General features: G+C 60.4%; 23 protein-coding genes and 2 pseudogenes. 11 read left to right on the plus strand and 14 right to left on the minus strand.

Annotation, left to right across the window (positions count from 1 at the left end):
* Positions 1–17: 17 nt before the first annotated feature.
* The 6 genes from HSS18214_RS0101785 to HSS18214_RS0101810 all read right to left on the minus strand — a co-directional run bounded on the left by HSS18214_RS0101785 (position 18) and on the right by HSS18214_RS0101810 (position 7,088).
* A complete protein-coding gene (locus tag HSS18214_RS0101785; protein ID WP_016913608.1) occupies positions 18–935 on the minus strand; it encodes a hydroxymethylglutaryl-CoA lyase in 918 nt (305 codons plus the stop codon).
* A gap of 10 nt (positions 936–945) precedes the next feature.
* Entirely contained in the window at positions 946–2,982 is a 2,037-nt protein-coding gene (locus HSS18214_RS0101790; protein ID WP_016913609.1) for an acetyl/propionyl/methylcrotonyl-CoA carboxylase subunit alpha, read from the minus strand.
* Complete coding sequence (locus HSS18214_RS0101795; protein WP_016913610.1) at positions 2,979–3,803, minus strand: enoyl-CoA hydratase/isomerase family protein; 825 nt, start codon at positions 3,801–3,803, stop codon at positions 2,979–2,981. The genes HSS18214_RS0101790 and HSS18214_RS0101795 overlap by 4 nt, the downstream gene beginning before the upstream one ends.
* A 10-nt stretch (positions 3,804–3,813) precedes the next feature.
* The gene (locus tag HSS18214_RS0101800; RefSeq protein WP_016913611.1) at positions 3,814–5,421 is read right to left on the minus strand and encodes a carboxyl transferase domain-containing protein; all 1,608 of its coding nucleotides are present in this window, start codon (positions 5,419–5,421) and stop codon (positions 3,814–3,816) included.
* Positions 5,422–5,443: 22 nt separating this feature from the next.
* On the minus strand, positions 5,444–6,613 hold the full coding sequence (locus tag HSS18214_RS0101805; protein WP_016913612.1) for an isovaleryl-CoA dehydrogenase: 1,170 nt from the start codon (positions 6,611–6,613) through the stop codon (positions 5,444–5,446).
* A gap of 70 nt (positions 6,614–6,683) precedes the next feature.
* A complete protein-coding gene (locus tag HSS18214_RS0101810; protein ID WP_016913613.1) occupies positions 6,684–7,088 on the minus strand; it encodes a MerR family transcriptional regulator in 405 nt (134 codons plus the stop codon).
* A gap of 311 nt (positions 7,089–7,399) precedes the next feature.
* Here HSS18214_RS0101810 and HSS18214_RS0101815 point away from each other — a divergent pair, with 311 nt between their 5' ends.
* From HSS18214_RS0101815 to HSS18214_RS17720, 5 genes and pseudogenes are all read left to right on the plus strand, one after another.
* Positions 7,400–8,188, plus strand: coding sequence for an ABC transporter ATP-binding protein (locus HSS18214_RS0101815; RefSeq protein ID WP_016913614.1), 789 nt, complete (start codon positions 7,400–7,402; stop codon positions 8,186–8,188).
* The gene (locus HSS18214_RS0101820; RefSeq protein WP_016913615.1) at positions 8,185–8,931 is read left to right on the plus strand and encodes an ABC transporter ATP-binding protein; all 747 of its coding nucleotides are present in this window, start codon (positions 8,185–8,187) and stop codon (positions 8,929–8,931) included. The genes HSS18214_RS0101815 and HSS18214_RS0101820 overlap by 4 nt, the downstream gene beginning before the upstream one ends.
* A gap of 125 nt (positions 8,932–9,056) precedes the next feature.
* The gene (locus HSS18214_RS0101825) at positions 9,057–10,280 is read left to right on the plus strand and encodes an ABC transporter substrate-binding protein (RefSeq protein ID WP_016913616.1); all 1,224 of its coding nucleotides are present in this window, start codon (positions 9,057–9,059) and stop codon (positions 10,278–10,280) included.
* A 65-nt stretch (positions 10,281–10,345) separates the two neighbouring features.
* Positions 10,346–11,233 (plus strand): branched-chain amino acid ABC transporter permease, encoded by an 888-nt coding sequence (locus HSS18214_RS0101830; protein WP_016913617.1) that lies wholly within the window; start codon positions 10,346–10,348, stop codon positions 11,231–11,233.
* 2 nt (positions 11,234–11,235) lie between these two features.
* A pseudogene (locus HSS18214_RS17720) lies at positions 11,236–11,883 on the plus strand (branched-chain amino acid ABC transporter permease); the annotation flags it as partial.
* Positions 11,884–12,039: 156 nt separating this feature from the next.
* Here the strand turns inward: HSS18214_RS17720 and HSS18214_RS0101840 are convergent.
* Positions 12,040–13,395, minus strand: coding sequence for an IS1182 family transposase (locus HSS18214_RS0101840; RefSeq protein ID WP_016913619.1), 1,356 nt, complete (start codon positions 13,393–13,395; stop codon positions 12,040–12,042).
* A 29-nt stretch (positions 13,396–13,424) separates the two neighbouring features.
* Between HSS18214_RS0101840 and HSS18214_RS17725 the strand changes: the two are divergent.
* The 5 genes and pseudogenes from HSS18214_RS17725 to HSS18214_RS0101865 form a co-directional block, all read left to right on the plus strand.
* Positions 13,425–13,832, plus strand: a pseudogene (locus HSS18214_RS17725) (ABC transporter permease subunit); the annotation flags it as partial.
* A gap of 266 nt (positions 13,833–14,098) precedes the next feature.
* Positions 14,099–15,253, plus strand: coding sequence for an acyl-CoA dehydrogenase family protein (locus HSS18214_RS0101850; RefSeq protein WP_016913621.1), 1,155 nt, complete (start codon positions 14,099–14,101; stop codon positions 15,251–15,253).
* A 31-nt stretch (positions 15,254–15,284) separates the two neighbouring features.
* The gene (locus tag HSS18214_RS0101855; RefSeq protein WP_016913622.1) at positions 15,285–16,400 is read left to right on the plus strand and encodes an enoyl-CoA hydratase/isomerase family protein; all 1,116 of its coding nucleotides are present in this window, start codon (positions 15,285–15,287) and stop codon (positions 16,398–16,400) included.
* Between the two features lie 66 nt (positions 16,401–16,466).
* Entirely contained in the window at positions 16,467–17,363 is an 897-nt protein-coding gene (gene mmsB, locus HSS18214_RS0101860) for a 3-hydroxyisobutyrate dehydrogenase (protein ID WP_016913623.1), read from the plus strand.
* Positions 17,364–17,562: 199 nt separating this feature from the next.
* The gene (locus HSS18214_RS0101865; protein ID WP_016913624.1) at positions 17,563–18,189 is read left to right on the plus strand and encodes a glutathione S-transferase family protein; all 627 of its coding nucleotides are present in this window, start codon (positions 17,563–17,565) and stop codon (positions 18,187–18,189) included.
* Between the two features lie 134 nt (positions 18,190–18,323).
* On the opposite strand, the gene HSS18214_RS0101870 is transcribed toward HSS18214_RS0101865, so the two are convergent.
* The 4 genes from HSS18214_RS0101870 to cysS all read right to left on the minus strand — a co-directional run bounded on the left by HSS18214_RS0101870 (position 18,324) and on the right by cysS (position 23,416).
* Entirely contained in the window at positions 18,324–19,244 is a 921-nt protein-coding gene (locus tag HSS18214_RS0101870; RefSeq protein ID WP_016913625.1) for a ketopantoate reductase family protein, read from the minus strand.
* An 81-nt stretch (positions 19,245–19,325) separates the two neighbouring features.
* Complete coding sequence (gene luxS / locus HSS18214_RS0101875) at positions 19,326–19,850, minus strand: S-ribosylhomocysteine lyase (RefSeq protein WP_016913626.1); 525 nt, start codon at positions 19,848–19,850, stop codon at positions 19,326–19,328.
* A gap of 144 nt (positions 19,851–19,994) precedes the next feature.
* Positions 19,995–22,010, minus strand: coding sequence for a threonine--tRNA ligase (gene thrS, locus HSS18214_RS0101880; protein ID WP_016913627.1), 2,016 nt, complete (start codon positions 22,008–22,010; stop codon positions 19,995–19,997).
* Positions 22,011–22,051: 41 nt separating this feature from the next.
* On the minus strand, positions 22,052–23,416 hold the full coding sequence (gene cysS, locus HSS18214_RS0101885; RefSeq protein WP_016913628.1) for a cysteine--tRNA ligase: 1,365 nt from the start codon (positions 23,414–23,416) through the stop codon (positions 22,052–22,054).
* A 273-nt stretch (positions 23,417–23,689) separates the two neighbouring features.
* On the opposite strand from cysS, the gene sdhC reads away from it, so the two are divergent.
* Complete coding sequence (sdhC, locus tag HSS18214_RS0101890) at positions 23,690–24,064, plus strand: succinate dehydrogenase, cytochrome b556 subunit (protein WP_005005993.1); 375 nt, start codon at positions 23,690–23,692, stop codon at positions 24,062–24,064.
* A gap of 860 nt (positions 24,065–24,924) precedes the next feature.
* Here sdhC and HSS18214_RS0101895 read toward each other — a convergent pair.
* The 3 genes from HSS18214_RS0101895 to grxC all read right to left on the minus strand — a co-directional run bounded on the left by HSS18214_RS0101895 (position 24,925) and on the right by grxC (position 25,982).
* Positions 24,925–25,191: a hypothetical protein gene (locus tag HSS18214_RS0101895; RefSeq protein WP_003464988.1), complete on the minus strand. Its 267-nt coding sequence runs from the start codon at positions 25,189–25,191 to the stop codon at positions 24,925–24,927.
* A gap of 169 nt (positions 25,192–25,360) precedes the next feature.
* Positions 25,361–25,642 carry a DUF427 domain-containing protein gene (locus tag HSS18214_RS0101900; protein WP_003464986.1) on the minus strand — a complete coding sequence of 94 codons (282 nt, stop codon included), beginning with the start codon at positions 25,640–25,642 and terminating at the stop codon, positions 25,361–25,363.
* 67 nt (positions 25,643–25,709) lie between these two features.
* Positions 25,710–25,982, minus strand: coding sequence for a glutaredoxin 3 (gene grxC, locus HSS18214_RS0101905; RefSeq protein WP_005005995.1), 273 nt, complete (start codon positions 25,980–25,982; stop codon positions 25,710–25,712).
* Positions 25,983–26,057 lie beyond the last annotated feature (75 nt).

A 26,057-nucleotide genomic window follows, 5' to 3' on the forward strand; every position in this document is an offset into this window, starting at 1 on the left:
ATTAGGGCCGGGCCGTACTAGCCGGGAGTGCGCTGTGTGCACCCTCTGGCCAGCGCCACTTTGGCGCTGGGCTGGCGGCCCAACTGCCGCGTGATCCAGTCGCCGGTGTCGATCACCGCTTGCAGGTCGATGCCGGTCTCGATGCCGAGTCCTTGCAGCAGGTACAGCACGTCTTCCATGGCCACGTTGCCGGAGGCACCCTTGGCATAGGGGCAGCCACCGAGGCCTGCCGTGGCGGCATCGATGACGCCGACGCCCTCTTCCAGTACGGCGTACAGGTTGGCGATGGCCATGCCGTAAGTGTCATGGAAATGCGCGGCTAGCCGTTCGATGGGCACGTGTTGAACGGTGGCTTCGATCATGCGTTTGGCGGCCAGCGGCGTGCCGGTACCGATGGTGTCCCCGAGGGAAATCTCGTAACAGCCCATGTCGTAGAGCGCTTTCGCCACCTCGGCGACTTTCTGCGGGGCGATGTCCCCTTCGTAGGGGCACCCCAGCACGCAGGAGACGTAGCCACGCACTCGCACGCCTGCCTCGTTGGCCCGTGCGAGCACTGGCTCAAAGCGTGCCAGCGACTCGGTGATCGAGCAGTTGATGTTCTTCTGCGAGAACGCTTCCGAGGCGGCGCCAAACACGGCGACCTCCTCGACGCCCACGTCCAGAGCGCCTTCCAGCCCCTTCAGGTTTGGCGTGAGGGCGGAATACACCACGCCGGGCTGGCGCTTGATGCCGCGCATCACCTCGGCGGCATCGCCCATCTGCGGTACCCACTTGGGAGAAACGAAGCTGGCGGCTTCGATATGCCGCAGGCCGGCGGCTGCCAGGCGCTCGATCAGCGCGATCTTGGTGGCAGTGGGCACCAGGGTGCCCGGTTCGTTCTGCAGCCCGTCACGAGGGGCCATTTCAAACAGCTTGATAGCCGTAGGCAGTGCCATGGAAAAGCTCCTATTCGCTGGGGGCAAAGTCGAGCAGCACGTCACCCTGGCTGACCGTGTCGCCTGCCTGGAAGTGGAACGTGGCCACGCTGCCGTGGGTCGGTGCCGTCATGGTGTGCTCCATTTTCATGGCCTCCATGACCATCAAGGGCATGCCTTTTTCTACCGTGGTGCCGGGTTCGACCAGCAGCGCCACGACGGTGCCGTGCATGGGGGCGGTAAGGGTCGCCTCGGTTTCCTGATGGCCGTGGTCGATGGCGTCGATACGCTGCCAGAGCAGGCGGGTTTCGCCGCTGGGCTCGGCCATCACGACGACATTGCCGTCCCGATAGGCCTGCAGGCGACGGCGATGGCCGTCGAGGGTCACCGCCACCGCATCGCCTGCCATCGGTTGCAGGCTGGCGCTGAGCGTTTGCTCGCCGATGGTCAGCTGCCACTGGGCGTCCAGGCTCGTGCGTTTGCCCTCCACCACGACCAGGCTGTCACTCTCCGAGCCTTGTGCCGCGCTGGGGTCGCACAGCGTGATGCGGATGGTGTGCGGGGCATTGAGCCGGAAGCCGTCGTGGCGGTCCCAGGGCGAGTCGCTTTCGCACTCCTGAGCCAGCTGGTGCAGCCCGATCAGCGCTGCGCTGGCATAGTCCTGCGTGGTGTAGCGACGTGGCGCGAACAGCGTCGCTTCGTTGCGTTCGATGAAGCGCGTGTCTAGCTCGACGTTCTTGAAGCCGGGGTGATTGGCCAGCCGCTGCAGGAAGGCGCGGTTGGTCACCACTCCCTGCACATCCAGCGCGGCCAGCGCCCGGTTCAAGGTGGCCAGCGCGGCGTCGCGGTCGACACCGTGCACGATCAACTTGGCCAGCATGGGGTCGTAGTGCATCGACACGCGATCGCCGCTCTCCACGCCGCTGTCCAGGCGCACCTGGTCGGCGGCCAGGCCCGCGCCTTCGGTGTCCAGTTCGAAGCGGGCCAGCAGGCCGGTGGCAGGCAAGAAGTCCTGCTCCGGGTCCTCGGCGTAGAGCCTCGCCTCGAAGCTGTGACCGGTGATGGTCAGCTCGTCCTGGTGACAGGGCAGCGGCTCGCCCATGGCGACTCTCAATTGCCACTCCACCAGATCCTGGCCGGTGATCATCTCGGTGACGGGGTGCTCCACCTGCAGGCGGGTGTTCATCTCCATGAAGTAGAACGAGCCGTCGGCGTCCAGAAGGAACTCCACCGTGCCCGCGCCCACGTAGCCGATCTCCTTGGCAGCGCGAACGGCGGCCTCGCCCATGGCAGAGCGCAGCTCGGGCGTCATGCCGGGGGCGGGGGCTTCTTCAATGACTTTCTGGTGGCGACGCTGCACGCTGCAGTCGCGCTCGAAGAGGTACACGCCTTGGCCGTAGCGGTCACAAAAGACCTGTACCTCTACATGGCGGGGCTGCACCAGATACTTTTCGATCAGCATGCGGTCGTCGCCAAAGGCGGCTTTCGATTCCCGGCGGCAGCCGTCCAGCGCTGCCTTGAAGCCTTCGCCGCTTTCGACCACGCGCATGCCCTTGCCGCCGCCGCCTGCGCTGGCCTTCAGCATCACCGGGTAGCCAATCTTGTCGGCTTCGGCGCGCAGCAGGGCGTCATCCTGGTCGTCGCCATGATAGCCCGGTACCAGCGGCACCCCCGCGTTGGCCATGCGTGCCTTGGCCGCCGATTTGTCGCCCATGGCGGCAATGGCGGAAGCGGGCGGGCCAACGAAGGTAATACCGGCCTGTTCCAGCGCTTTGACGAAGGTGCCGTTTTCGGACAGAAAGCCGTAACCGGGGTGAATGGCGCCGGTGCCGGTGCGTTGGGCGGCGTCGATCACTGCCTCGATGTTCAGGTAGCTTTCTCGGGCGGCCGCCGGGCCAAGACGCACGGCCTCGTCGGCTTCCCGCACATGGCGGGCGGTGGCATCGGCATCCGAGTAGACCGCCACGGTTTTCAGCCCCAGGCGGCGGGCGGTGCGCATCACGCGGCAGGCAATTTCACCCCGGTTGGCTACCAGTAGGGTATCGAAGGGGGTCGGGGTAGGCGTCATGAGCGTGGCTCCGCGGCGTGTTGGTGTTCTTCGGGGGATGTCCAGGCGGGGCGGCGCTTGTCGAAAAAGCTGGCCAGGCCCTCCTGGCCTTCTTCACTGACCCGCAGTTGGGCGATGACCTGGCAGGTGTGCTCGCGGGTGGCATCCGAGTCCGGGGCCTGAGCCACGCTGGCCAGCAGGGCTTTGGTTGCCCGCTGCGCCTGAGGAGAGCCCTTGGCCAGGGTGTCGATCATGGTATCGATGGCGTGATCCAGCGCATCGTGTTCGACCACCTGGTGGGCGAGCCCCAGCTGCAGCGCGGTGGGGGCATCCATGATTTCGGCGCTTAGCGCGTAGCGGCGCATCTGCCGTTGGCCAAGGGCGCGCTGGACGTAAGGGCTGATCACGGCCGGTGACAGGCCGATATTGACCTCCGACAAACAAAACCGAGCCTTCTCGGAAGCGATGACGATGTCGCAGCAGGCGGCAAGCCCGACCGCGCCACCGAACGCGGCGCCCTGTACACGGCACAGGGTGGGGCAGGGCAGCGTGTCCAGGCCGTGCATCAGCGCCGCCAGCTTGTGTGAATCGGCCAGGTTGTCGGCCAGGTCGTAATCGACCATGCGCTTCATCCAGTTCAGGTCCGCACCGGCCGAAAAGCTCTTGCCCTCGGAGCCGAGGACCACCACGCGCACGTCGCCTGCGCTGGCCAGATCGTGCAGGGTTTCCAGATGACCGTTCAGTTCGGCGATCAAGCGATCGTCAAAGGCGTTGTGCACCTTTGGGCGGTTCAAGGTCAGCCGGGCGACACCCGATTCGATAACCAGGGTTGAGTAAGCCATGTGATGCCCCTTACATCCGGAACACGCCGAAGCGCGTCTCTTTGATTTCTGCGTTCATGGCGGCGGCCAACGAGAGACCCAGCACGTCGCGGGTTTGCAGCGGGTCGATGACTCCGTCATCCCACAGGCGCGCGCTGGCGTAGTAGGGGTGGCCCTGGTGCTCGTACTGGTCGCGGGTGGGCTGTTTGAAGGCCTCTTCGTCTGCCTTGCTCCATTCCCGGCCTTCTCGTTCGTACTGCTCGCGCTTCACCTGGGAAAGTACGCCTGCTGCCTGCTCGCCGCCCATTACGGAAATACGCGCATTGGGCCACATGAACAGCAGATTGGGATCGTAGGCTCGGCCACACATACCGTAGTTGCCAGCACCGAAGCTGCCGCCAATCAGCACGGTGTACTTCGGTACGTTGGCGCAGGCCACGGCGGTGACCAGCTTGGCGCCGTGCTTGGCGATGCCTTCGTGCTCGTATTTGGAGCCAACCATGAAGCCGGTGATGTTCTGCAGGAAGACCAGCGGAATCTTGCGCTGGGCACACAGTTCGATGAAATGTGCGCCTTTCACGGCGCTTTCCGAAAACAGCACGCCGTTGTTGGCGACGATACCCACCGGGTAGCCGTGGATATGTGCAAAGCCGGTCACCAGGGTGTCGCCGTAGTAGCGCTTGAACTCATCGAAATCAGAGCCATCGACAATACGGCCGATCACTTCGCGCACGTCGTAAGGTTTTTTCAGATCGGTGCCGACGATGCCGTACAGCTCTGCGGGGTCGAGACTTGGCGGCCTGGGGGGTTGCATGGCGAGCTGGCCACGCTTTTGCCAGTTGAGCCGGGACACGCAGGCCCGTGCTAGCTGCAGCGCATGGGCGTCGTTTTCGGCGTAGTGGTCGGCCACGCCGCTGATGCGGGTGTGCACATCGGCGCCGCCCAGGTCTTCAGCGCTGATGTTTTCCCCGGTCGCTGCTTTGACCAGCGGTGGACCGCCCAAAAAGATCGTCCCCTGCTCCTTGACGATAATGGACTCGTCCGCCATGGCGGGCACATAAGCACCGCCTGCGGTGCAGGAGCCCATGACCACCGCGATTTGCGGGATACCCTCGGCAGAGAGCGTGGCCTGGTTGTAGAAGATCCGGCCGAAGTGGTCGCGGTCGGGGAAGACCTCGTCCTGGCGGGGCAGGAAAGCCCCGCCGGAATCGACCAGGTAGATGCACGGCAGGCGGTGCTTGCGAGCCACTTCCTGGGCGCGCAGGTGCTTTTTCACCGTCAGCGGGAAATAGGTGCCGCCCTTGACCGTGGCATCGTTGGCCACAATCACGCACTCCACCCCCGATACTCGGCCAATCCCGGTGACCACCCCGGCGGCGGGCACATCGCTGTCGTAAACGTGATGGGCTGCCAGCGCAGAAAATTCCAGAAACGGCGAGCCTTCATCGATCAAGTGGTCGATACGGTCACGTACGAACAGCTTGCCACGGCTTTCGTGGCGGCTGCGGGCGTTGGCGCCGCCGCCCTGGGCGATGGCCGCGGTCAGCTCACGCAGCTTGTTCACTTCCCCCAGCATGGCGGCCTCGTTGGCCTGAAACACATCGCTGCGCGGGTTGATCTGTGTCGAGAGTGTGCTCATGGCGCAAACCTTCCTGAGTCGATTAATGGCTTTCGGTGAAGAGTTCGCGACCAATCAGCATGCGGCGAATTTCGCTGGTACCGGCGCCAATTTCGTAGAGCTTCGCATCGCGCAGCAGGCGGCCGGTGGGGTATTCGTTGATGTAGCCATTGCCGCCCAGCAGTTGAATGGCGTCCAGCGCGACCTGGGTGGCCTTTTCAGCACAATACAGAATCACCCCGGCGGCATCCTTGCGCGAGGTCTGGCCCCGGTCGCAGGCGCTGGCCACGGCATACAGGTAAGCGCGGCAAGCATTCAGCGTGGTGTACATGTCGGCTACTTTGCCCTGTACCAGCTGGAACTCGCCGATGGATTGGTTGAACTGCTTGCGCTCGTGGATATAGGGAATGACCACGTCCATGGCGGCCTGCATGATGCCGATGGGGCCAGCGGCCAGCACGGCACGCTCGTAATCCAGTCCGCTCATCAACACCCGCACGCCCTTGCCTACCTCGCCCAGCACGTTCTCCGCGGGCACGCGGCAGTTCTGAAACACCAGCTCGCAGGTGTTGGAACCGCGCATGCCCAGCTTGTCGAGCTTCTGGGCGGTGGAGAAGCCGGGCATGCCTTTCTCGATGATGAACGCGGTGATGCCCTTGGAGCCTGCTTCCGGGTCGGTCTTGGCGTAGACCACCAGCACGTCGGCATCGGGGCCGTTGGTGATCCACATCTTGTTGCCGTTGAGCACGTAGTGGTCGCCATCTTCCTTGGCGCGCAGCTGCATCGACACTACATCGGAACCGGCACCCGGCTCCGACATGGCCAGCGCGCCCACGTGCTCACCGCTGATCAGTTTGGGCAGGTATTTGGCTTTCTGCTCGGCGGAGGCGTTGATCTTCAATTGGTTGACGCACAGGTTGGAATGCGCGCCATAGGAGAGGGCCACCGACGCACTGGCACGGGAGATCTCTTCCATGGCAATGCAGTGCGCCAGATAGCCCATGCCGCTACCGCCATCCTCTTCCGGGACGGTAATGCCCAGCAGCCCCATGTCACCAAACTTCTGCCACAGGTCGTTGGGGAACTCGTTGTTACGGTCGATCTCGGCGGCTCTGGGCGCGATTTCGCTGGCGGCAAACGCATTGACCTGTTCGCGTAGCATGTTCAGCTCGTCGTCGAGGCCAAAATTCAGTTCTGTATAGTGGGAAAACATGCTCAATCACCTTGTTGTCGTTGCTTGTTGATTGTTAGTGGGCCGTGTCTGCTGGCGGTATTCGGGCGGCTTATTTGGAAATGGCCGGGTGTTTCTCGTTCAACTCTTCCAGCGCCTGGCGGCAGCGGATTTCGGCGCTCTCCAGCTCCAGTTGCACCATGGTGATGTCTTTCATCTGCTGCTCCAGCGCGGCCTTGCGTTCGCCGATCTTGCTGAGCATCAGGTGCAACTGCTTTTCGCTGCCGCTGCGGGTTTCGTCCCACAGCTCGAACAGTTCGCGAATCTCGGCCAGTGAAAAGCCCAGCCGTTTGCCGCGCAGGGTCAGTTTCAGGCGTACGCGGTCCTTGCTGCTGTAAATGCGTGTTTGCCCACGGCGAGAAGGGTGCAGCAGCTCCTGATCTTCATAAAAACGGATGCTGCGCGTGGTGACATCGAACTCGCTGGCCAACTCGCTGATCGTGTAGGTTTTGCTCATGATCGTTATTCTCGTCGATAGGGGAATGTCCCTATGGAACACTGACCCTGAGGCTAAAACAAGTTTACGTTAACGTAAAGTAGCGGATGGCTATCGTTGGTAAGCGTTTAAAATTTACAAGCTGTTGAAATTTAATGGTTTCAGCGTTTTAAGGCGCCGCGCTATCGTGGTGCGTAGACCAAAGTTGTAATTGTAATACCCGGTGATGGGTTGCTAGTTTGCACCTACAGCTTACGTTCAGGTAAGGATGCGTTGCCGGTTACTCCGCTGCGCTTCCCACCCTACAAGAACAACAAGAGGCGTCCTACCTCATGCGTGCAGATGAAGTGACCCAGGGGCCAGTGCTCGAAACGCGAGGGCTGACCAAAGAGTTTCGCGGCTTTACGGCCGTGGATAACGTCAACCTACAGGTGCAGGAAGGGCATATCCACGCCCTGATCGGCCCCAACGGTGCCGGCAAAACCACGGTGTTCAACCTGCTCACCAAGTTCCTCCCTCCAACGCGCGGTGAGATTCTCTACCGTGGCCAGCCGATTACCAGCAAGAAATCCAATGACATTGCCCAGCTGGGCCTGGTGCGCTCGTTTCAGATTTCGGCGGTGTTTGCGCACATGACGGCGCTGGAAAACGTACGCGTTGCGCTACAGCGTCAGTTGGGTACGTCGTTTCATTTCTGGAAGTCCGAAAAAACGCTGGATCACCTCAATGATCGTGCGCTGGCCTTGTTGGATGAAGTGGGGCTGCGCGAGTATGCCGATACATTGACGGTTGAAATGCCCTATGGCCGCAAGCGCGCCCTGGAGGTAGCGACCACTCTGGCGCTGGACCCCAGCATGATGCTGCTGGACGAGCCCACCCAGGGCATGGGTGCCGAAGACGTGGACCGCATTGTGGCGTTGATCAAGCGCGTTTCCCAGGGGCGTACCGTGCTGATGGTGGAGCACAACCTGAGCGTGGTCAGCCGCTTGTGTGACCGCATTACGGTATTGGCCCGAGGCGCGGTATTGGCGGAAGGCGACTACGACAGCGTTTCCCGCAACCCGCTGGTACGTGAAGCCTATATGGGCAGCGAAGCTGCCAGTGAGGAGGCCGCCGTATGAAGACCGCAGAAGCCCTCGAACATCCGGCCGCAGAGACCCAAAGCCTGGAAATGCTCCGCGTGCAGGACCTGCATGCCTTCTATGGCGAGTCGCATATCCTTCATGGGGTCAATTTCAACGTCAAGCGGGGCGAGCTGGTGACACTGCTGGGTCGCAACGGTGCAGGGCGTAGCACCACGCTAAAGTCCATCATGAACATGGTGGGGCGCCGCACCGGCTCCATCGTCATCAATGGCAGCGAAACCCTGCGCATGAAGCCTCACCATATTCCTCGTCTGGGTATTGGCTACTGCCCTGAAGAGCGCGGCATCTTCGCCAGCCTGGACGTGCACGAAAACCTGCTGCTGCCGCCCACGGTGCGCTCCGGTGGAATGAGCCTGGATGAGATCTATGCCATGTTCCCCAACCTGTACGAGCGGCGCAAGAGTCAGGGAACCCGACTCTCTGGCGGTGAACAGCAGATGCTGGCCATGGCGCGCATTCTGCGCACTGGTGCGCGGCTGCTGCTGCTCGATGAGATTACCGAAGGCCTGGCCCCGGTCATCGTGCAGAAGCTGGGCGAAGTGCTGGTGCAGCTGAAAGAGCGGGGCATGACCATCGTACTGGTCGAGCAGAACTTCCGTTTTGCCGCGCCGCTGGCCGACCGCCATTTCGTCATGGATCACGGCCAGATCGTCGAAGAGATCACGGCGGCGCAGCTGCCTTCGCGCCGCGAGCATTTGAACAGCATGCTGGGGGTATAGACACCGCACACAACATATCCTTTAACCGCACTACTCAGGCTCCACTCGAACACCACTATTGAATGTCCGCATTACAACAGCGTCCGCATCACAACAACAAAGGCCCCCAGGGCCAGGAGACGAACATGATCTTTACCAGAAAAACGTTGGCCGCCAGCATTGCCGTGGCTGCCACTGCCAGCATGATGGCCTCTGCCGCCCAGGCCGAGATCAGCGACGGCGAAGTGCGCATTGGCTATCTGGCCGATATGTCGGGCACCTACCGAGATCTGGCGGGTCCGGGTGGTCAAACGGCCATGGAGATGGCCGTGGCCGACTTTGGTGGCAGCGTCAACGGTGCCCCCATCGTGATTTTCAGCGCCGACGACCGCAATAGCGCGGACGTTGGCGCCAATACCGTGCGCGAGTGGATCGATCAGCGCAACGTGGACATGGTGGGCGGTCTGGTGGCCTCGTCGGTAACCATCGCCGTGACCCGCGTGCTGGAAGAGAGCAACGGCCTGGGAATCGTGTCCGGGTCTGCGGCTTCCAGTATCACCAACGAACACTGCACCCCCAATCACATTCACTGGGTCTACGACACTTACCCGCTGGCCAATGGTACGGCGCGTGCCGTAGTGGAGCAGGGGGGCGATACCTGGTTCATGCTGACCGCTGATTACGCCTTTGGTCACGCTCTGGAAGGCGACGTGACTCGTGTGGTGGCCGTCAATGGCGGTGAAGTGGTGGGCGGTGTCCGTCACCCGTTCCCCACCAGCGACTTCTCCTCCTACATTCTTCAGGCCCAGGGGTCCGGTGCCAAGATCGTGGGTCTGGCGAATGCCGGGGCAGACACCGTGAATGCCATCACCACGGCGAGCCAGTTCGGCCTGACCCAAAGCGGCCAGCAACTGGCGGGCCTGCTGATCTTCCTCAACGACGTGCACGCGCTGGGCCTGGAAGCCACCCAAGGGCTGCTGCTGACTACTGGCTGGTACTGGGACATGGACGACGAGTCGCGTGAGTGGTCCGAGCGCTATTACGAGCAGGTGGGTCGCATGCCGACCATGGTTCAGGCCGGTATCTACTCCAGCACCATGCATTACCTCAAGGCCGTAGAAGCGGCAGGCACCGATGACCCGGAGACCGTGCGTGCGCAAATGGCCGAGATGCCGGTAGAGGACTTCTTTGCCCGCAATGGCCGTATTCGTGAAGATGGCCGCATGATTCACGACATGTATCTGGCCCAGGTGAAAACGCCGGAAGAATCGACCGGTGAATGGGACTTGTACGAGATCCTCAGCACCATTCCCGCCGAAGAAGCCTACCGCCCGCTCTCTGAAAGCCAGTGTTCGCTGGTGAACAACTGATCGGCACGTCACGCTGAACAGCACCAGGCGGGCAGCCCCCGCCTGGTGACAAGGAGAATCACACCATGACGATGATATTCGGCGTGCCATTGGCCGTCTTCATGGGCCAGCTAACGCTTGGGCTTGTGAATGGAGCCTTTTATGCGCTGCTTAGCTTGGGCCTGGCGGTTATCTTCGGGCTACTGAAGATCGTCAACTTTGCCCATGGGGCGCAGTACATGCTGGGCGCCTTTGCGGCGCTGCTGGGCTTTCGCTATCTGGGCATCAATTACTGGTTGGCGCTGGTGCTGGTGCCCGTAGTGGTAGGCGGTTTCGGCATGCTGATGGAGCGTTTTCTGCTGCGTCGCATTGCCCACCTGGACCACCTGTACGGGTTGCTGCTGACGTTCGGGTTGGCGCTGATTTTTGAAGGCACTCTGGTGAACTTTTTCGGGGTTTCCGGGGCGCGTTATGCCACCCCTGAGGCGCTGCAGGGTGGTCTCAATCTTGGCTTCATGTTCCTGCCCACCTATCGGGCTTGGGTGCTGGTGGCGGCGCTGGCCATGTGTCTGTTCACCTGGTTCATGATCGAGCGTACGCGGCTGGGTGCCTACCTGCGGGCAGGTACCGAAAACTCGCAATTGATGCAGGCGTTTGGCGTCAACGTACCGCTGTTGATCACCTTGACCTACGGGTTTGGCGTGGGCCTGGCGGCCTTTGCCGGGGTGTTGGCTGCACCGCTTTACCCTGTCTCACCTACCATGGGCTCCAATCTTTTGATCGTGGTGTTTGCGGTGGTGGTCATTGGCGGCATGGGGTCGATTCTGGGGGCTATCGTGACGGGATTGGGCATGGGAATCATCGAAGGGCTGACCAAGGTGTATTACCCGGAAGCCTCCAATACGGTCATTTTTCTGGTCATGATCCTGGTGCTCATGTTACGCCCCGCTGGGCTGTTCGGTAAGGAGGCTTAACCATGGCAACGCCGCATACTTCATCAGCCGTCGCGCTGCCCTCCGCCGTGCAGGAGCGCCAGCGTCGGGCCAGGCTGCGCCGCAACATGTTCTATCTGGTACTCATCGTCGTGGGGTTGGTGGCACCCTTTGTCGCTTACCCTGTGTTCTTGATGAAAATCCTTTGCTTTGCCCTGTTTGCTTGCGCCTTCAATCTACTGCTGGGGTATGCCGGGCTGCTCTCGTTTGGCCACGCGGCCTTTCTGGCGACGGGGGGCTACGTGACCGGGTATCTGCTGGCCAGCTATCCGGGCCTGACCCCGGAGCTGGGCATATTGGCAGGGACCCTGACCGCCACCCTAGTCGGCGCGGGCTTCGGGCTGCTGGCCATTCGCCGCCAGGGGATCTACTTCGCCATGGTCACGTTGGCGCTGGCCCAGCTGGTGTACTTCGTGTTCGTGCAGGCGCCCTTTACCGGGGGAGAAGATGGCCTGCATGGCGTGCCACGGGGGCATCTGTTCGGCTTCATCAGCCTGCGTAACAACCTGAGCATGTACTACTTCGTGTTTGCCGTGTTCCTGTTGGGCTTTGCCCTGGTGCAGCGCACCGTGCACTCCCCTTATGGGCAGGTACTCAAGGCCATCCGCGAGAACGAGCCTAGCAGTCTGTCGGACTTGAGGTTAATGGATGAGCTGAGGCGTGGGTTCTTCACCCCCCCCTGTGTTGGTGTTGGTGTTGGTGCTGTTGTGTGGCTCTTAACCTGCCCCTCAGCTTCTGCAAGGCGGTTCTGACGCCTTGCCTGCTGGCCGGTTGGGCGCGGCGAGCCCTCAGCCCGCCGTCAACCGGTGCATCCGCTTGATATTCCACGCCATGGTGGCCAATCGCCACTCGCCGCTGACCTTATCCAGTCCGCGTAGCGAGAACTGCCGGAACCCCATCACGTGTTTGATGATCCCGAAGACCGGCTCCACGGTATGTTTGCGCAATGCGTAGAGCGCTCGGCCCGCCTGCGTCTTCAAGCGGTGTGCCATCTGTTCGACGGGGTCCTCGCTCTCCGGGGCAGGCGGATCCGCGGCGAAACGTTCAAAGACCGGAAGGTGATGGACGTCTCGCTTCATCGCCAACAGCGGTTCGATACCATGGTCATGGCAGGCCTGGATATTGCTGGCACTGAAGTAGCCGGTATCACCCAGCAGGTGGTCAGGTTTTCCCAGCGTTTCCGGGTAACCTTGCCAGGCCGTCAGTAGCGGCATGACTTGCTGCTTGTCATTGGTCGCCTGCGTGACGTGGACATGGGTCACCAGCAGACTCTCGGTATCAACCGCGGCTTGGGCGTTGTAGCACTGATCAAACCCCTTGCCGGTGACCGGCATGATGCGCGACTGCGGGTCGGTGAAATTGATCTGATCCTTGTCACGCGGGCCACCAGTGGGCGGTTCGGGGTCACGCCCACGGGGCTTCTTGCCGGCCTTGCGCTGCGCCTCCCGCCGCGCCACCTTTTCCTGATAGGCGGCTTGCTCGGTGGCGTCCCGCTCCTCGGCGCGCGCCTCGATCTTGGCCTTCGCCTCAGCGATGGCCGCCAGGCGGGCTTCACGGCGGGCAATCTCGGCGGGGATATCCATGCCGTCGGCCGCGTCCTCCTTGTCCGCCGACTCGGCCCGCTCGGTCAGCGCTTTCACCTCTGCCCTGAACTGTGCCTCCAGCTTCTTGGCATGGCCATACGACAACGCCTTGTGCTTGCTGGCGTTGGCCTTGAGCTTGGTGCCGTCCAGGGCGATGGTGCCAAGCTTGAGCAGCTTCATCTCGCGGGCCAGCAGCAGCACCTGTACGAACAACTGTTCCAGTTCCGGCAGAAAGCGGCGGCGAAAGGTGGCCAGCGTGTCATGGTCGGGATGGGTATTGGCGGCCAGGTAGCGGAACGCCACCGAGTCATAGGTGGCACGCTCGATCTTGCGGCTGGAGACCACCCCGGTGGCGTAGCCGTAGATCAGCAGGCTCAGTAGCACCGCCGGGTGATGTGCCTTGGAACCCCGCCCCATGTAACGCCGGGTCAACGTCGAGAGGTCCAGTTGTTCGACAACATCGACAACGAACCGCGCCAGGTGACCATCGGGCAACCACTCGTCTACCGAAGGCGGCAGCAGGTAATCGGTCTGGCGATCCACAGGGATGAAGCGGCTCATGGCGATCTTCTCAGCTCGGCGATGACGGTGGTCAGTATCTCACGGTGCAACGGAAAGACCGACAGGCTGCTAGGGCGATTTCGCTGGGTTACAACGTCGATGCCTATAAACTGCTGGCGTTCGTCCTGTCGGCGGCGCTGGCCGGGCTGGCCGGAGCGACCAAGACCGTGGTGTTCCAGCTGGCGTCGCTTACCGATGCTCACTGGCACATGTCTGGCGAGGTGATCCTGATGACCCTGCTGGGCGGTGTGGGCACGCTGCTCGGGCCGGTGATGGGGGCGGGTCTGGTGGTCAGCCTGCAGCATGTTCTGGCCCAATCGCCGCTGGGCAACTGGGTAAGCGTCATCCTGGGCATCATTTTCGTGGTGTGTGTGCTGAGCTTTCGCAGTGGTATCGTGGGCGAGCTGGCCAAGATATACCGCAAGAACTTCAAGTAGCGCCCGGAAAGGGTCGGGAAACTGCGTCTGTCTGTGGATTTGGGTGCCTTCGCGGCACCCTTTTTTGTGGGTGCGGGCGCTGGCCTGAGTTGCGTGGGCCTTTGGCGAGGGGGAGCGTTGTCTTTCTACGCCAAAGGTCGTGGGGGATTTGGTTGCGCAAATCTGCCCAAAAATATAAGTTAACGTAAACGTCAACGTGACCGATAACGATAATAGTGGGTGAGGCTTCTGACTGGGTTCAGGGGCTCACCGCAGCGGAGACCGCCATGAATTTTGAGCTGAGTGAAGACCAGATTGCCTTTGCCGATATGGCGCGGGGGTTTGCCCAGAACGAGCTGGAGCCCCACGCCGCTAAATGGGATGCCGAGGCTTTTTTCCCGGTGGACGTGATTCGCAAGGCAGGCGAACTGGGGTTCTGCTCCCTGTATGCCCCGGAGCGTGTGGGCGGGCTGGGGCTTTCGCGGCTGGATGCCAGCATTATTTTCGAGCAGCTCTCCATGGGCTGTACCTCCACTACGGCATACCTCACCATCCACAATATGGTGACCTGGATGCTGGCGGATTTCGGCACGCCTGAAGCTGTGGAGCAGTGGGGCGAGCGTTTGGCGACCGGTGAGCTGCTGGGCTCCTACTGCCTGACCGAGCCCAACGCAGGCTCCGACGCCGCATCGCTCAAGACCACCGCCCGGCGCGACGGTGAGCACTACGTGCTGAATGGCAGCAAGATGTTCATTTCCGGGGCAGGCAGCACCGATTTTCTGGTGGTAATGGCCCGTACCGGCGGCGAAGGGGCGGGCGGTGTGTCTGCCTTTGCCGTGGATGCCCAGAGTGACGGGATCAGCTACGGCCGCAAGGAAGACAAGATGGGCTGGAATAGCCAGCCCACCCGGATGATTACCTTCGAAGACGTGCGTGTGCCTGCCAGCCACCTGCTGGGTAACGAAGGCGACGGCTTCAAGATCGCCATGAAGGGGTTGGACGGTGGACGCATCAATATTGCCACCTGCTCGATCGGCACCGCCCAGCAAGCGCTCAACAAAGCCCGTGAATACCTGCTGGAGCGCAAGCAGTTCGGCAAGCGACTGGCCGATTTCCAGGCCCTGCAGTTCCGTTTGGCCGACATGGTGACCGAGCTGGTGGCTGCCCGCCAACTGGTGCGCATGGCCGCGGCCAAGCTGGACGCTGGCCACCCGGATGCCACGGCCTACTGCGCCATGGCCAAGCGGTTTGCCACGGATGTAGGGTTCAAGGTGTGCGATGAAGCCTTGCAGCTTTACGGTGGCAATGGCTACATCAAGGAGTACCCCATGGAGCGCTACGTGCGTGACACCCGCGTGCACCGCATTCTGGAAGGCACCAACGAGATCATGCGGCTGATCATATCCCGACGCGTGCTGGCCGATGGCGCCGCCGAACTGTAGCCTTGGCACCCGAGCAGATAAGGAAGAGGCAATGAGTTGCGTACTGTTTGAAGAGCACACGACCCAGGACGGCCATGTGATCGGCGAGATCACGCTCAACGCCGAGCGTTCGCTGAATGCGCTGACCCTGGAGATGATCGACGCGCTGCTGCCCCGCTTGACCCAGTGGCAGGAGGATGAGCGTGTGGTGGCCATTCTGCTGGACAGCGCAGGCGAAAAAGCCTTCTGTGCAGGGGGCGACGTGGTCAATCTCTACAAGGCCATCACTGGCGATGGTGAGCCGGACTTCCCCGAGCGTTTCTTCGAGCGCGAATATCGGCTCGACTACCTGATGCACACCTTCGCCAAGCCGATTATCTGCTGGGGGCATGGCATCGTGATGGGCGGTGGCATGGGGCTGCTCAGTGCCAGCAGCCACCGTATCGTTACCGAAACGTCGCGACTGGCCATGCCGGAAGTGACCATTGGCCTGTACCCCGATGTGGGGGCCAGCTGGTTTCTCAATCGCCTGCCCAATGGTACCGGGCGTTTTCTGGCCATGACCGGTGGCCAGATCAATGCCCCCGATGCGCTGCATTTGGGTCTGGCAGATCGAGCAATTGCCAGCCACCACCGCGAGGCGTTGGCCCAGGCGCTGCTGGAAGCCCGCTGGGGAGAAGGGGAGCAAACCGACGCCCATGGCGTGGTCAACCGCGTGTTGCGCGAGTTGGAGCAGGCTTCTCAGGCAGCGTTTGCCGAGCTGGAAGCGCCTGTCTACAAGGCGTCTTCACTGATACGCGAGCTGATGGACCACGACACCGTCGAGCAGCAGGTGGCGGCGGTGCTGGGAGTCGACAGCGACGACCAGTGGTTCAGTAAAGCCCAGCGCACCCTGGCCCATGGCAGCCCGGTCTCTTTGCGGCTGATCGATGAGCAGCTCAAGCGCGCCCGGCACATGTCGCTGGCCGAAGTGTTCCAGTTCGAGCTGGCGCTTTCCGTGCAGTGCTGCCGCCATGAGGAGTTCCCCGAAGGCGTGCGTGCACTACTGGTCGACAAGGATGGCCAGCCGCGCTGGCGTTTCCCGGACGTGGCCTCGGTGCCGCCCAGCTTCATGGAGGAGTTGCTGTCATCCCCCTGGGAGACCAGCCCTCTGGCGGATCTTCAATAACACGCGCTGTCTCTTTCGAGAGCGCTATTCAATCGACTGCTGACCAATCTCAACAAGGATAACAATATGACCAGCGTAGCCTTCATCGGCTTGGGTAATATGGGCGGCCCCATGGCAGCCAATCTCGTGAAAGCCGGTTTTCAAGTGCGGGCCTTCGACTTGGCTGCCGAGGCCTTGGAAACCGCCCGTGCCCAGGGCTGCGACACCGCCGCCACCGCCCAGGCCGCAGCGGCCGATGCCGATTTCGTGATCTCCATGCTGCCGGCGGGCAAGCATGTGCGGGGGCTGTACATGGAGGGCGACGCACCGCTGTTCGACGTCATCAAGGCGGGCGCCCTGGTCATCGACTGCTCGACCATCGACGCCGACACCGCGCGTCACGTCGCTGCCACTGGCGCTGAAAAGGGCATCGGCTTCGTGGATGCGCCAGTCTCCGGTGGCGTGGGCGGTGCCCAGGCGGGCACACTGACCTTCATCGTGGGCGGTTCGGAAGCCCAGTTCACTCAGGCGCAGCCCGTGCTGCAGGCCATGGGCAAGAACATCTTCCACGCCGGAGACCACGGGGCAGGGCAGGTGGCCAAGGTGTGCAACAACATGCTGCTCTCGATCCTCATGGCGGGCACCTGTGAAGCCATCAACATGGGGGTCAAGAACGGCCTGGACCCCGCCGTGCTGTCGGAAATCATGAAGCAGAGTTCCGGCGGCAACTGGGCGCTCAACGTCTACAACCCCTACCCGGGAGTCATGGAAAACGCTCCCGCCTCCAAAGGTTATCAGGGCGGCTTCCAGGTGGATCTGATGATCAAGGACCTTGGCCTGGCCATGGATGTCAGCCAGCAAAGCGCCGCAGCCATTCCCATGGGCTCCGCCGCCCGAGCGCTGTTCACCTTGCACAAGGCGGGCGGCAACGGCAAACTCGATTTCTCCAGCCTGCTCAAGCTGTATCAGGATAAAAGCGAGTAGTGAGTGGTAAAGAGTGAGGAGTGAGTCGTAAAAAGTGAGTCGTGAGTGTAGGCATATGGGTGGTGTGGGAGGCAGCTTTAGCTCGCGACCTGTTGGCTAAGCCCTTGACTAAACCCCTTGACCTGTAAACGTGCCATTCATCACTCACACCCACCCAAGGCACGCTCAACCACCGACTGCGCCAAACACAAGGACTGCCATGATTACACTTTGGGGCCGCAACAACTCCACCAACGTCAAGAAAGTGCTCTGGACACTGGAAGAGCTGCAACTGCCATACGAGCAGATCATGGCAGGCCTGCAACACGGGGTAAACGACACGCCGGAATACCTCGCCATGAACCCCAGTGGCCTGGTACCCCTGCTCAAGGATGACGCCACTCAAAGCCTGCTGTGGGAGTCCAACACCATTCTTCGCTACCTGGCGGCGCAGTACGGCCCCAATCCGTTATGGATCGAGGCACCCGCCCAGCGGGCAAGCATGGAAAAGTGGATGGACTGGTCAACCAGTCTGCTCACGCCTGCCCATCGCACCATTCTGATGGGCTATGTACGCACCCCACCCGAGCAGCGCGACAGTCAGGTGCTCGATCCTGCCATCGCCACTTGTGAAAAACTTTTCGCTCAACTGGACACCACGTTGAGCCAGCAGCCCTGGTTCTCCGGCGAAGACTTCGGCCTGGCTGATATCGCCATCGCCCCGTTCACCTACAACCTCTTCAACAGCGGCCTCTCCTGGTCATCCTACCCCCATCTACAGCGCTGGACAGAGCAGCTCGCCGAACGCCCCGCGTACCGTAAGGTCGTGATGATTCCTGTGACGTGAAGGAAGGGGGGCGCAACTGCCGGGGCCGCTGTCGCAATGCTCAATCAATCTATTGGCCGTTGGTACAGCACTCACATTGGGTGCGTTTGTGGGAGGACGCTTTAGCGCGCGACGATCAAACCACCCAAACCCAATTAAAACCCCGCCTCCAGCAACACCAGCTCCTGATCCAACCCCTTCAACACCTCACACCCCAGCCCATGCCGTTCCGCGCTCTGAATCAACGGCCCCAAAATAGCGCTGCGCTCGGTAAGCCGCTTCGCCTCCACATCCTGCAACATCGAAGCCTTGTTATTTGCGGTGTTTTCTACCACCTGCCACACCAGCGCCAGCCAAGCGGCTTTCCCTTCACCACCGTTTGGCGGTGCAATACCTTCTTTTTCTAGAATCGTCGCCACTTCCTCTACCACAGCTATCACACGGCCTGAGTAGGCATCGCTGCGCAACGCTCCATTACGCACACCATGCAGGGCTACCAACGGGTTGATTGCCGCGTTCACCGCTAATTTCTGCCATAGGCGGCTGCGAATATCACCTACCGCCGTGGCGGTAAATCCGGCGTTACTCAGCAGTGCTGCCAGGGTGGTCGCTAATGCTGTGTGCTGATTGTCCAAATCCCCCACAAACGTAGGCCCGCGACCAGCGTGGACGACACTGTCATCGCCGGTTACATAAGCGCCTTGCGTGGTCGTCGCGCACAGTACCGGGCCGTGCCACGTTTGGCTGATGCGCGGCTGGGCATAAAAACCGTTTTGCCATAGCACCAGGGGAGTCGAGGAGGGCAGTACGCTGGCTACACTCGCCAGCGACGCCTCGGCAACAATCGCTTTGGTAGTGATGTGCACGAAAGCTGGCGGTGCCGCCGCACCAGCCGCCAATCGTTCAGCGGTGAACGAAGGTAAGTGTTGCGCACGTGTTTCGCCTTCCGGCGTGGTCAGTATTTGCTGGCCAGGCAGTGGGCGGCGGCCAATGACGGCCACCTCAGTAAGCGGTGCCAGTGAGTGTGCCAACAAGCGGCCAATGGCCCCGGGGCCAAGAATCCAGTGGGTGGTCATGGTTATACGTCTTTATCAGGGACTTGTTGGCGTCATGGCGAACCTGACCGGGTGGTGATGTGTAGCAAAGAGAAATGAGCGCTAGCTCGGCGCGTTGCCCAGGCTGACCAGCCGCTCACGACTCAGAGTGAGGTCTTCGTTTTTGTTCACACCAATGCCCTGGTCGATGATCTCTTGGGCGATCTGCTGTGCCTCTTCCAATGAGTGCATTACGAAGGTGCCGCACTGATATTCATTGAGTTCGGGAATGTCTTCCATGCGTTTGACGGCCAGCACGTCGTGCATGGCGGCCAGCCAGGCTTCGCTGACGCGGGATTCGCTGGGGCTTCCCAATAGGCTCATGTAGAAGCCAGTGCGGCAGCCCATGGGCGAAATGTCGATGATCTCGACGTGCTCGTCATTGAGATGCTGGCGCATGAAGCCTGCGAATAGATGTTCCAGCGTGTGAATGCCCTTTTCGCCCATCATAGTGTCATTGGGCTTGTTGAAGCGCAGGTCGAAAACGGTGATGGTGTCGCCGGAAGGCGAAGTCATGGTTTTGGCAACCCGCACGGCGGGGGCATTCATGATGGTGTGGTCGACGGTAAAACTATCAAGTAGTGGCATGTTGCCTCCAGGTGACGGTAAACGGTATGGCATGGTACCACGATAGCCACTGGCCAGCGGCTCACGGGCTTCTCGTGGTTGGGGGTCCACCCGCTCCCGCTGGCGCTTCAGTCGTGAATGAGATAGATCAATCAGTCTCTGCTTTCATACCGTTTCTTCTGTGTGGATGGGAGCGCGAAGGCGTTGTAGGCGTTCGGCTTGCGCCCGTTGCCGCGCTGCAAGGTCGGGGGGCTGGGTATGATCTGCCAACAGGCGGATGGCCGCATCTACCTGCAACGTTCCCAGTTCCGTGCCGTCCCGTTGACGCAGAGTGACGCTACCTTCCGCAGCTTCGCGTTTGCCGACGATCAGCAGAAACGGTAGGCATTGCAGCGTCTGTTCACGGATTTTATAGCCGATCTTCTCATTGCGAACGTCAGCGTGAGCGCGAATGCCTGCGCCGCAAAGAGCTTCTGCCAGCGTAGTGGCATAGTCCGCCTGCGCCTCGGTGATCGACAGAACGACCGCTTGTCGAGGGGCCAGCCAGGGCGGCAGCTTGCCAGCATGATGCTCGATCAGAATGCCCATGAAACGCTCCAGAGAGCCGAACAGCGCGCGGTGTAAAAGTACCGGACGCTGCCGTTGGCCCTGTTCGTCGATGTAGTCGAGGCCGAAGCGCTCGGGAAGGTTCATGTCCACTTGCAAAGTGCCGCATTGCCAGTCGCGGCCAATGGCATCACGCAGCACGAACTCCAGCTTGGGGCCGTAGAAGGCCCCCTCGCCGGGGTTGATCTGGTACGGCAGGTCCATGCTGTCGAGGGACGTGGTCAGCGCGTCCTCGAGCTGATCCCATAGGGCATCACTGCCCATGCGGTTGGTGGGACGGGTAGACAGTTTCAGATTCACGTCTTCGAAACCGAACTCGCGATAGATATCGAGCACCAGCGCCACGACGCGGCGGCACTCTTCGTTCATTTGCGCGGGGGTGCAGTAGATATGGGCATCGTCCTGGGTGAAGTGCCGAACACGCAGCAGCCCGTGGAGCGCCCCCGAAGGCTCGTAACGATGTACCTTGCCAAACTCTCCCATGCGAATGGGCAGGTCTCGATAGCTCTTCAGACCGTGACGAAACAGCAGCACACTGCCGGGGCAGTTCATGGGTTTGAGTGCCAGGGCACGGCCGTCTTCCGTGTTCGTGGTGAACATGTGCTCCTGATAGTTGTGCCAGTGCCCAGAGGTTTCCCATAGGCTGCGGTCCATCATGTCGGGCGTATTGACCTCGACGTAGCCACTGCTCTGCTGGCGGCGTCGCATGTAGCTGATCAATGTCTGCAGTACCGTCCAGCCATCGGGGTGCCAGAAGACCGAGCCCGGGGCTTCTTCTTGAAAGTGGAAGAGCCCAAGCTGGCGCCCCAGGCGCCGGTGGTCGCGTTTTTCTGCTTCTTCCAGGCGTTGCAGATGCGCCTTGAGCGCCTTGCGGTCTGCCCAGGCAGTGCCGTAGATACGCTGCAACTGTGCGTTGCGTGCGTCACCTCGCCAATAGGCCCCCGACAGTTTGGTCAGCGTAAAGTGCTTGAGAAACCGGGTGTTGGGCACGTGGGGGCCGCGGCACATGTCGACGTATTCCTGATGGAAGTAGAGCCCCAGATAGTGTTCATCCGGCAGCTCTTCGATCAAGCGCTGCTTATAGCTTTCGCCACGCTGACGAAAGAGCGTTAGCGCGTCATCTCTGGCAACACGCTGCTTGCCGACCTCGTACTCCTGGTCGATCAGCGCTTTCATGCGCGTTTCGATGGCGGCCATATCCTCCGGCGTGAAGGGGCGCGCGTAGGCAATATCGTAATAGAAGCCATCTTCGATGACGGGGCCGATCACCATTTCAGCTTCTGGGTAGAGCTGTTTGACGGCGTGCCCAAGCAGATGAGCGCAGGAGTGGCGGATGATATCGAGACCGTCAGGATCCTGATCGGTAATGACGACAACCTCGGCATCCTGGGTGATGGGATCGCAGGCATCGACCCACTCGCCGTTGACGCGGCCGGCCAACGTGCGGCGTGCCAGGCCCGGGCCAATGGCAGCGGCTACGTTGGCCACGCTGGTAGGAGATGCCAACTGGAGCTGTTGCTGGTCCGGCAGGGTGATCGTGACGAGTGTGTCTGGCGCCTGGGGCGTATGGGGCATGTGGAGCTTCTCATGGTCAGTGGTAACGGGCGGAGTAACGTTCAGTGTGGCTGCCACCGGGGGCCTTCGGGGGTGTCGCGTACCTCGGCACCCAGTTGCCAGATGGCATCACGCAGCGCATCCGCCCGAGCGAAGTCGCCCTGTCGCCGGGCTTCTGCACGCTCCGCCATGAGTGTTTCTATCTGCCGGGCGGGTAGCGCTGGTTGAGAGGGAGCCAGCGCGCGTGTAGGCGTTTGTTGCAGGAGCCCAAGCAACCGCGCCGACGCTAGTAGCTTGCCCTTGGCGCGTGCCCGCTGGGTATCGTTGTCGGCATCTTCCAGCGCGCTGCGCAGTTCTTGAAGGCGAGTAAGCGCCTCAGAGACGTTGAGGTCGCTTCGTAGCGCCTCCAGCAGTCTGGTGTCCGGCTGAGCGGAATGTTCGACGGCCAGCGTTTCTACCTCTGCCAGGGGGCGATAGAGCCGGGTCAAGGTGTGGCGTGCTCGTGACAGGCGCTCGTCATTCCAGTCCAGTGGGCGGCGGTAGTGGGTCGAAAGCAGAGCCAGACGGATCGCTTCGCCAGGGGCCTGGGAGAGCAGGTCGCGCACGAGCAGAACATTGCCCAGAGACTTCGACATTTTTTGTCCATCCACCGTGACAAAACTGTTGTGTACCCAGGTATGGCAATACAGCGTGTCGTGAGCGCACGTCCCTTGGGCAATTTCGTTTTCGTGGTGGGGGAAGATCAGATCCTGACCTCCACCGTGAATATCGATGGTCGTTCCCAGGTGCTGTCCGATCATGGCGCTGCACTCCACGTGCCAGCCGGGACGACCACGCCCCCAAGGGCTGTCCCAGCCGGGTTGATCCGGCGCAGAGGGTTTCCACAAGACGAAGTCCAGAGGGTCGCGTTTGTAGGGAGCGACCTCTACCCTGGCGCCCGCCAACATGTCGTCAGGGCGACGCCGTGAGAGTGCGCCATACGCCTGATAAGACGCAACGTGAAAAAGCACATGCCCCTGAGCTACGTAGGCATGTCCGCGTTCGATCAGCGTTTCGATCAGTGTCACGATGGCGGGAATGTGGTCCGTTACTCGGGGCTCCAGATCGGGAGCCAGCACGCCCAGCGCTTGCATGTCTTCATGGTAAGCGGCAATGAAACGCTCCGTGATGGTGTGAATGGGCACATTAGCAGCCGAGGCGGCCGCGTTGATCTTGTCATCCACATCGGTGAAGTTGCGCGCATAAATCACCTTTGGGTAGTCGTGACGCAGCACGCGAGAGAGCAGATCGAACACGACGGCAGGACGCGCATTACCGATATGCGCGTAGTTGTAGACAGTTGGGCCGCATACGTAGAGCGTCACCTGATCGGGCCGTTGGGTACGCAAGCGTTCGCGTTGGCGCGTCAGCGTGTTGAAGAGTTCCATGGATGTCCTGTGTTAAAGGGCTATGTCAACGAGCTATGTCAACGAGCTATGGGTCAAAATTAATGGCCATTGACAGTTAAATTAATAAGCTAGCTACCTATTGGGCATAACCTTGCAATTTGCTTCAATTTACGCACATGCACTTGCGACCTCAAAATGCAACGTAAGCCCCGAATATCTCCATTATTGTCGCCGCCAGCCTTAGTTACAGCTGCTATGATGAATGAGATCGAAAACTGAAATCCCCCACTAGAATTGTTGACTGGAGTCAAAATGAATAAAAAGCGGCCGGTTAATCTTGATATTCGAACCATTCAGCTTCCTCTCACGGCGCTTACATCGATTCTGCACCGGATTTCAGGAATTATGCTCTTTATTTTTCTGGGACTGATACTGTATATGCTGAGCAAATCGTTGGAGTCAGAAAAGGGTTTTAATGAAGTCAAGGAGATTTTTTCTTCACCTTTCGGCAAAGTTAGTTTCTGGTTGGTATACTCTTCATTTATTTATCATCTCGTAGCCGGAATTCGACACCTAGTTATGGATGTGGGTGTTGGTCATACTTTGAAAGGCAGCAATCGCGCCTCTACTATTGTTTTAGTAGTGTCGGGTGTTTTAATGGTTGCTGGCGCCGTATGGATTTGGTAGCTGTGGAGTCGTAATGCGTATTTACAAGGACTAAAAGCGTCCTTTAAAGCTAACTTACGAAAGTATTTATAATCGACGGTTCACGCTTAAACGGTTGAATCCTTTCGGGCTTCCGAATAGCTGTTAGCTGAAAGCTATCATGAGCTAAGTTTTCTGTGCATCATCAAATGTGTTAATGGGAGCGCCATAGTACTAGGTACAAATATGGCTCTAGGACAATGTTAGATGTTTTGGATTTTGAGGCGGATCGCTCTTATCGAAGATCGTCTAATTCGCTCTGAAGCGCAGGTTTTTTGAAACTATCACCTGGTTGGCACACTGTGCGAATCAACATCAGATATGAGAAAGCCAATCAGGTGAACACTACCCTCGAGGGCTCATCTGTCCAGTTAAAGCCTCGAGTCTTTCTGGGTGCGCAAAAGACAAGAAGGTTATATGGGAAAATTATGAGGCCTGGATACCATGCGTCATGGGCGTGCCGATGCTGTGAGTGACAGAGCGAGAAGCAAGTGAAAGTCCCTGAAGTAGGGGCGGGATGCGCCCGAGTGGCATTTTTTGTCTTAAGGTAGATCGCGTAGCTGTTCTTCAGAATAATCTTCAGAGCGTTGACGACAGCCATCGCTGTGCATTCCTCAAGAATAGAATGTGTCGGAAGGGTGGCGTCATTGGTGTTAGTCATCGCTTAGGATTTCTCAATCTGGCTTACACGGGCGCCTGTACCGATATCCCCGCGGATGGCGACGTATCGATGTTGAATTCCTCGCCAGACGAAGTGCAATGAGCTGCGGCTATAGGCTTGCGCAGCCTTAGATAGCCGGCCGTCGCAGGCGCGCCGGTTGGCCGGGATCTTCTTCTGCCCGTCAGGTGTCCGGTCGGAACTCCAGCACGAACGCTACGACCTTTTCGGCGGACATTTCGCACGGCTTCAACAATGTCCTATCTGATGTAACGCGGAAGAGGTTGAAGCTGACAATGTCAGTCCCGTCCAACTCCCTGGCGAACAGACTGTTGCGACGTCCGTCCCCAGATCGCCGGACGATCAAGCTGAAACGCCGGCCTTCATAAGTCCCTTCTCTGTATCCCTCCGCAAGCTTCGCGAAAGCGGCATCGAACTCGGAATGCTCCATGTCATCCATCCTTATTGATAGAACAGAGGCGCGGCGGGTGCGAGACCGCCAGTGCCGGGTCGCGCTAAGGTGCCGGGCAGATTCCTGCAGCCGACGAGGCCCGGGGTGGGCAGGATAATTGAGATGTCGGCGCCCGCATGGCTATCAGCGAAGTCGTCCGTCCAGTCTGCTAGGCAACGTCCACGCCTTTCCAGAAAGCGATGTAATCCCGGATACCCTCGGCATCCGGAGTGGGGGCGGGATAGGTCCAAGCGGCGTTCACGTTGAGCGCGTCACCCGCGCGAACATGAAAGAAGCGCGCGGCGCCTTTGATCGGACAGACAGATGTGTGCGGGCTCATCTCAAGCAGGCTCAGGTCGACTCCTGACGGTGGGAAGTAGTGATTTCCCTCGACGATGACTGTTTCGTCGCTTGTGGCGATAGTAGTGTCTTTCCAGATGGCTGAGACCAACGGACTCTCCTTTTGTATTCATCAACCGGCGAAGGCTCGCGGGCTGGCTGCCCCAAGCCGCACCTCCTCAGGTGGCAGGCGGGTTGCGCCCGAGAAGTTTGTCGAGCTCGCCTCTGACATCGAGCGCGAATAGCTCATCGGAGCCACCGATAAGGGTGCCATTGATGAAGATCTGCGGCACGGAGCTTCGCCCCGACGCTTCCGCCATGGCCTGCCGGTGAGCCGGATCCGCCTCAATATCGAGCTCCTTCCATCGCACGCCCTTTTCCTTGAGGAGCGCCTTCGCTCGGCGGCAGAACGGGCACCAATTCGTGGTGTACAGCAATACATCAGTTGTCATATTGCATCTCCGGCAGTTGCACGCGGATCGCTGTCATGGCGTTGATCTCCAATTCGCGGCGTTCAAAGATGGCGA

Source organism: Vreelandella stevensii S18214 (assembly GCF_000275725.1).
GTDB classification, from domain to species: Bacteria; Pseudomonadota; Gammaproteobacteria; order Pseudomonadales; family Halomonadaceae; genus Vreelandella; species Vreelandella stevensii.

Bases quoted from the DNA above. Each gene is read 5' to 3' on its own strand.
- luxS (WP_016913626.1), bottom strand. From the start codon at position 19,850: ATGCCACTACTTGATAGTTTTACCGTCGACCACACCATCATGAATGCC.
- HSS18214_RS0101785 (WP_016913608.1), bottom strand. From the start codon at position 935: ATGGCACTGCCTACGGCTATCAAGCTGTTTGAAATGGCCCCTCGTGAC.
- grxC (WP_005005995.1), bottom strand. From the start codon at position 25,982: ATGACAACTGATGTATTGCTGTACACCACGAATTGGTGCCCGTTCTGC.
- thrS (WP_016913627.1), bottom strand. From the start codon at position 22,010: ATGCCCCATACGCCCCAGGCGCCAGACACACTCGTCACGATCACCCTG.
- HSS18214_RS0101870 (WP_016913625.1), bottom strand. From the start codon at position 19,244: ATGACCACCCACTGGATTCTTGGCCCCGGGGCCATTGGCCGCTTGTTG.
- HSS18214_RS0101865 (WP_016913624.1), top strand. From the start codon at position 17,563: ATGATTACACTTTGGGGCCGCAACAACTCCACCAACGTCAAGAAAGTG.
- HSS18214_RS0101815 (WP_016913614.1), top strand. From the start codon at position 7,400: ATGCGTGCAGATGAAGTGACCCAGGGGCCAGTGCTCGAAACGCGAGGG.
- HSS18214_RS0101810 (WP_016913613.1), bottom strand. From the start codon at position 7,088: ATGAGCAAAACCTACACGATCAGCGAGTTGGCCAGCGAGTTCGATGTC.
- HSS18214_RS0101795 (WP_016913610.1), bottom strand. From the start codon at position 3,803: ATGGCTTACTCAACCCTGGTTATCGAATCGGGTGTCGCCCGGCTGACC.
- sdhC (WP_005005993.1), top strand. From the start codon at position 23,690: ATGAATAAAAAGCGGCCGGTTAATCTTGATATTCGAACCATTCAGCTT.
- mmsB (WP_016913623.1), top strand. From the start codon at position 16,467: ATGACCAGCGTAGCCTTCATCGGCTTGGGTAATATGGGCGGCCCCATG.
- HSS18214_RS0101805 (WP_016913612.1), bottom strand. From the start codon at position 6,613: ATGTTTTCCCACTATACAGAACTGAATTTTGGCCTCGACGACGAGCTG.
- HSS18214_RS0101855 (WP_016913622.1), top strand. From the start codon at position 15,285: ATGAGTTGCGTACTGTTTGAAGAGCACACGACCCAGGACGGCCATGTG.
- HSS18214_RS0101850 (WP_016913621.1), top strand. From the start codon at position 14,099: ATGAATTTTGAGCTGAGTGAAGACCAGATTGCCTTTGCCGATATGGCG.
- cysS (WP_016913628.1), bottom strand. From the start codon at position 23,416: ATGGAACTCTTCAACACGCTGACGCGCCAACGCGAACGCTTGCGTACC.
- HSS18214_RS0101800 (WP_016913611.1), bottom strand. From the start codon at position 5,421: ATGAGCACACTCTCGACACAGATCAACCCGCGCAGCGATGTGTTTCAG.
- HSS18214_RS0101895 (WP_003464988.1), bottom strand. From the start codon at position 25,191: ATGGAGCATTCCGAGTTCGATGCCGCTTTCGCGAAGCTTGCGGAGGGA.
- HSS18214_RS0101825 (WP_016913616.1), top strand. From the start codon at position 9,057: ATGATCTTTACCAGAAAAACGTTGGCCGCCAGCATTGCCGTGGCTGCC.
- HSS18214_RS0101790 (WP_016913609.1), bottom strand. From the start codon at position 2,982: ATGACGCCTACCCCGACCCCCTTCGATACCCTACTGGTAGCCAACCGG.
- HSS18214_RS0101840 (WP_016913619.1), bottom strand. From the start codon at position 13,395: ATGAGCCGCTTCATCCCTGTGGATCGCCAGACCGATTACCTGCTGCCG.
- HSS18214_RS0101820 (WP_016913615.1), top strand. From the start codon at position 8,185: ATGAAGACCGCAGAAGCCCTCGAACATCCGGCCGCAGAGACCCAAAGC.
- HSS18214_RS0101830 (WP_016913617.1), top strand. From the start codon at position 10,346: ATGACGATGATATTCGGCGTGCCATTGGCCGTCTTCATGGGCCAGCTA.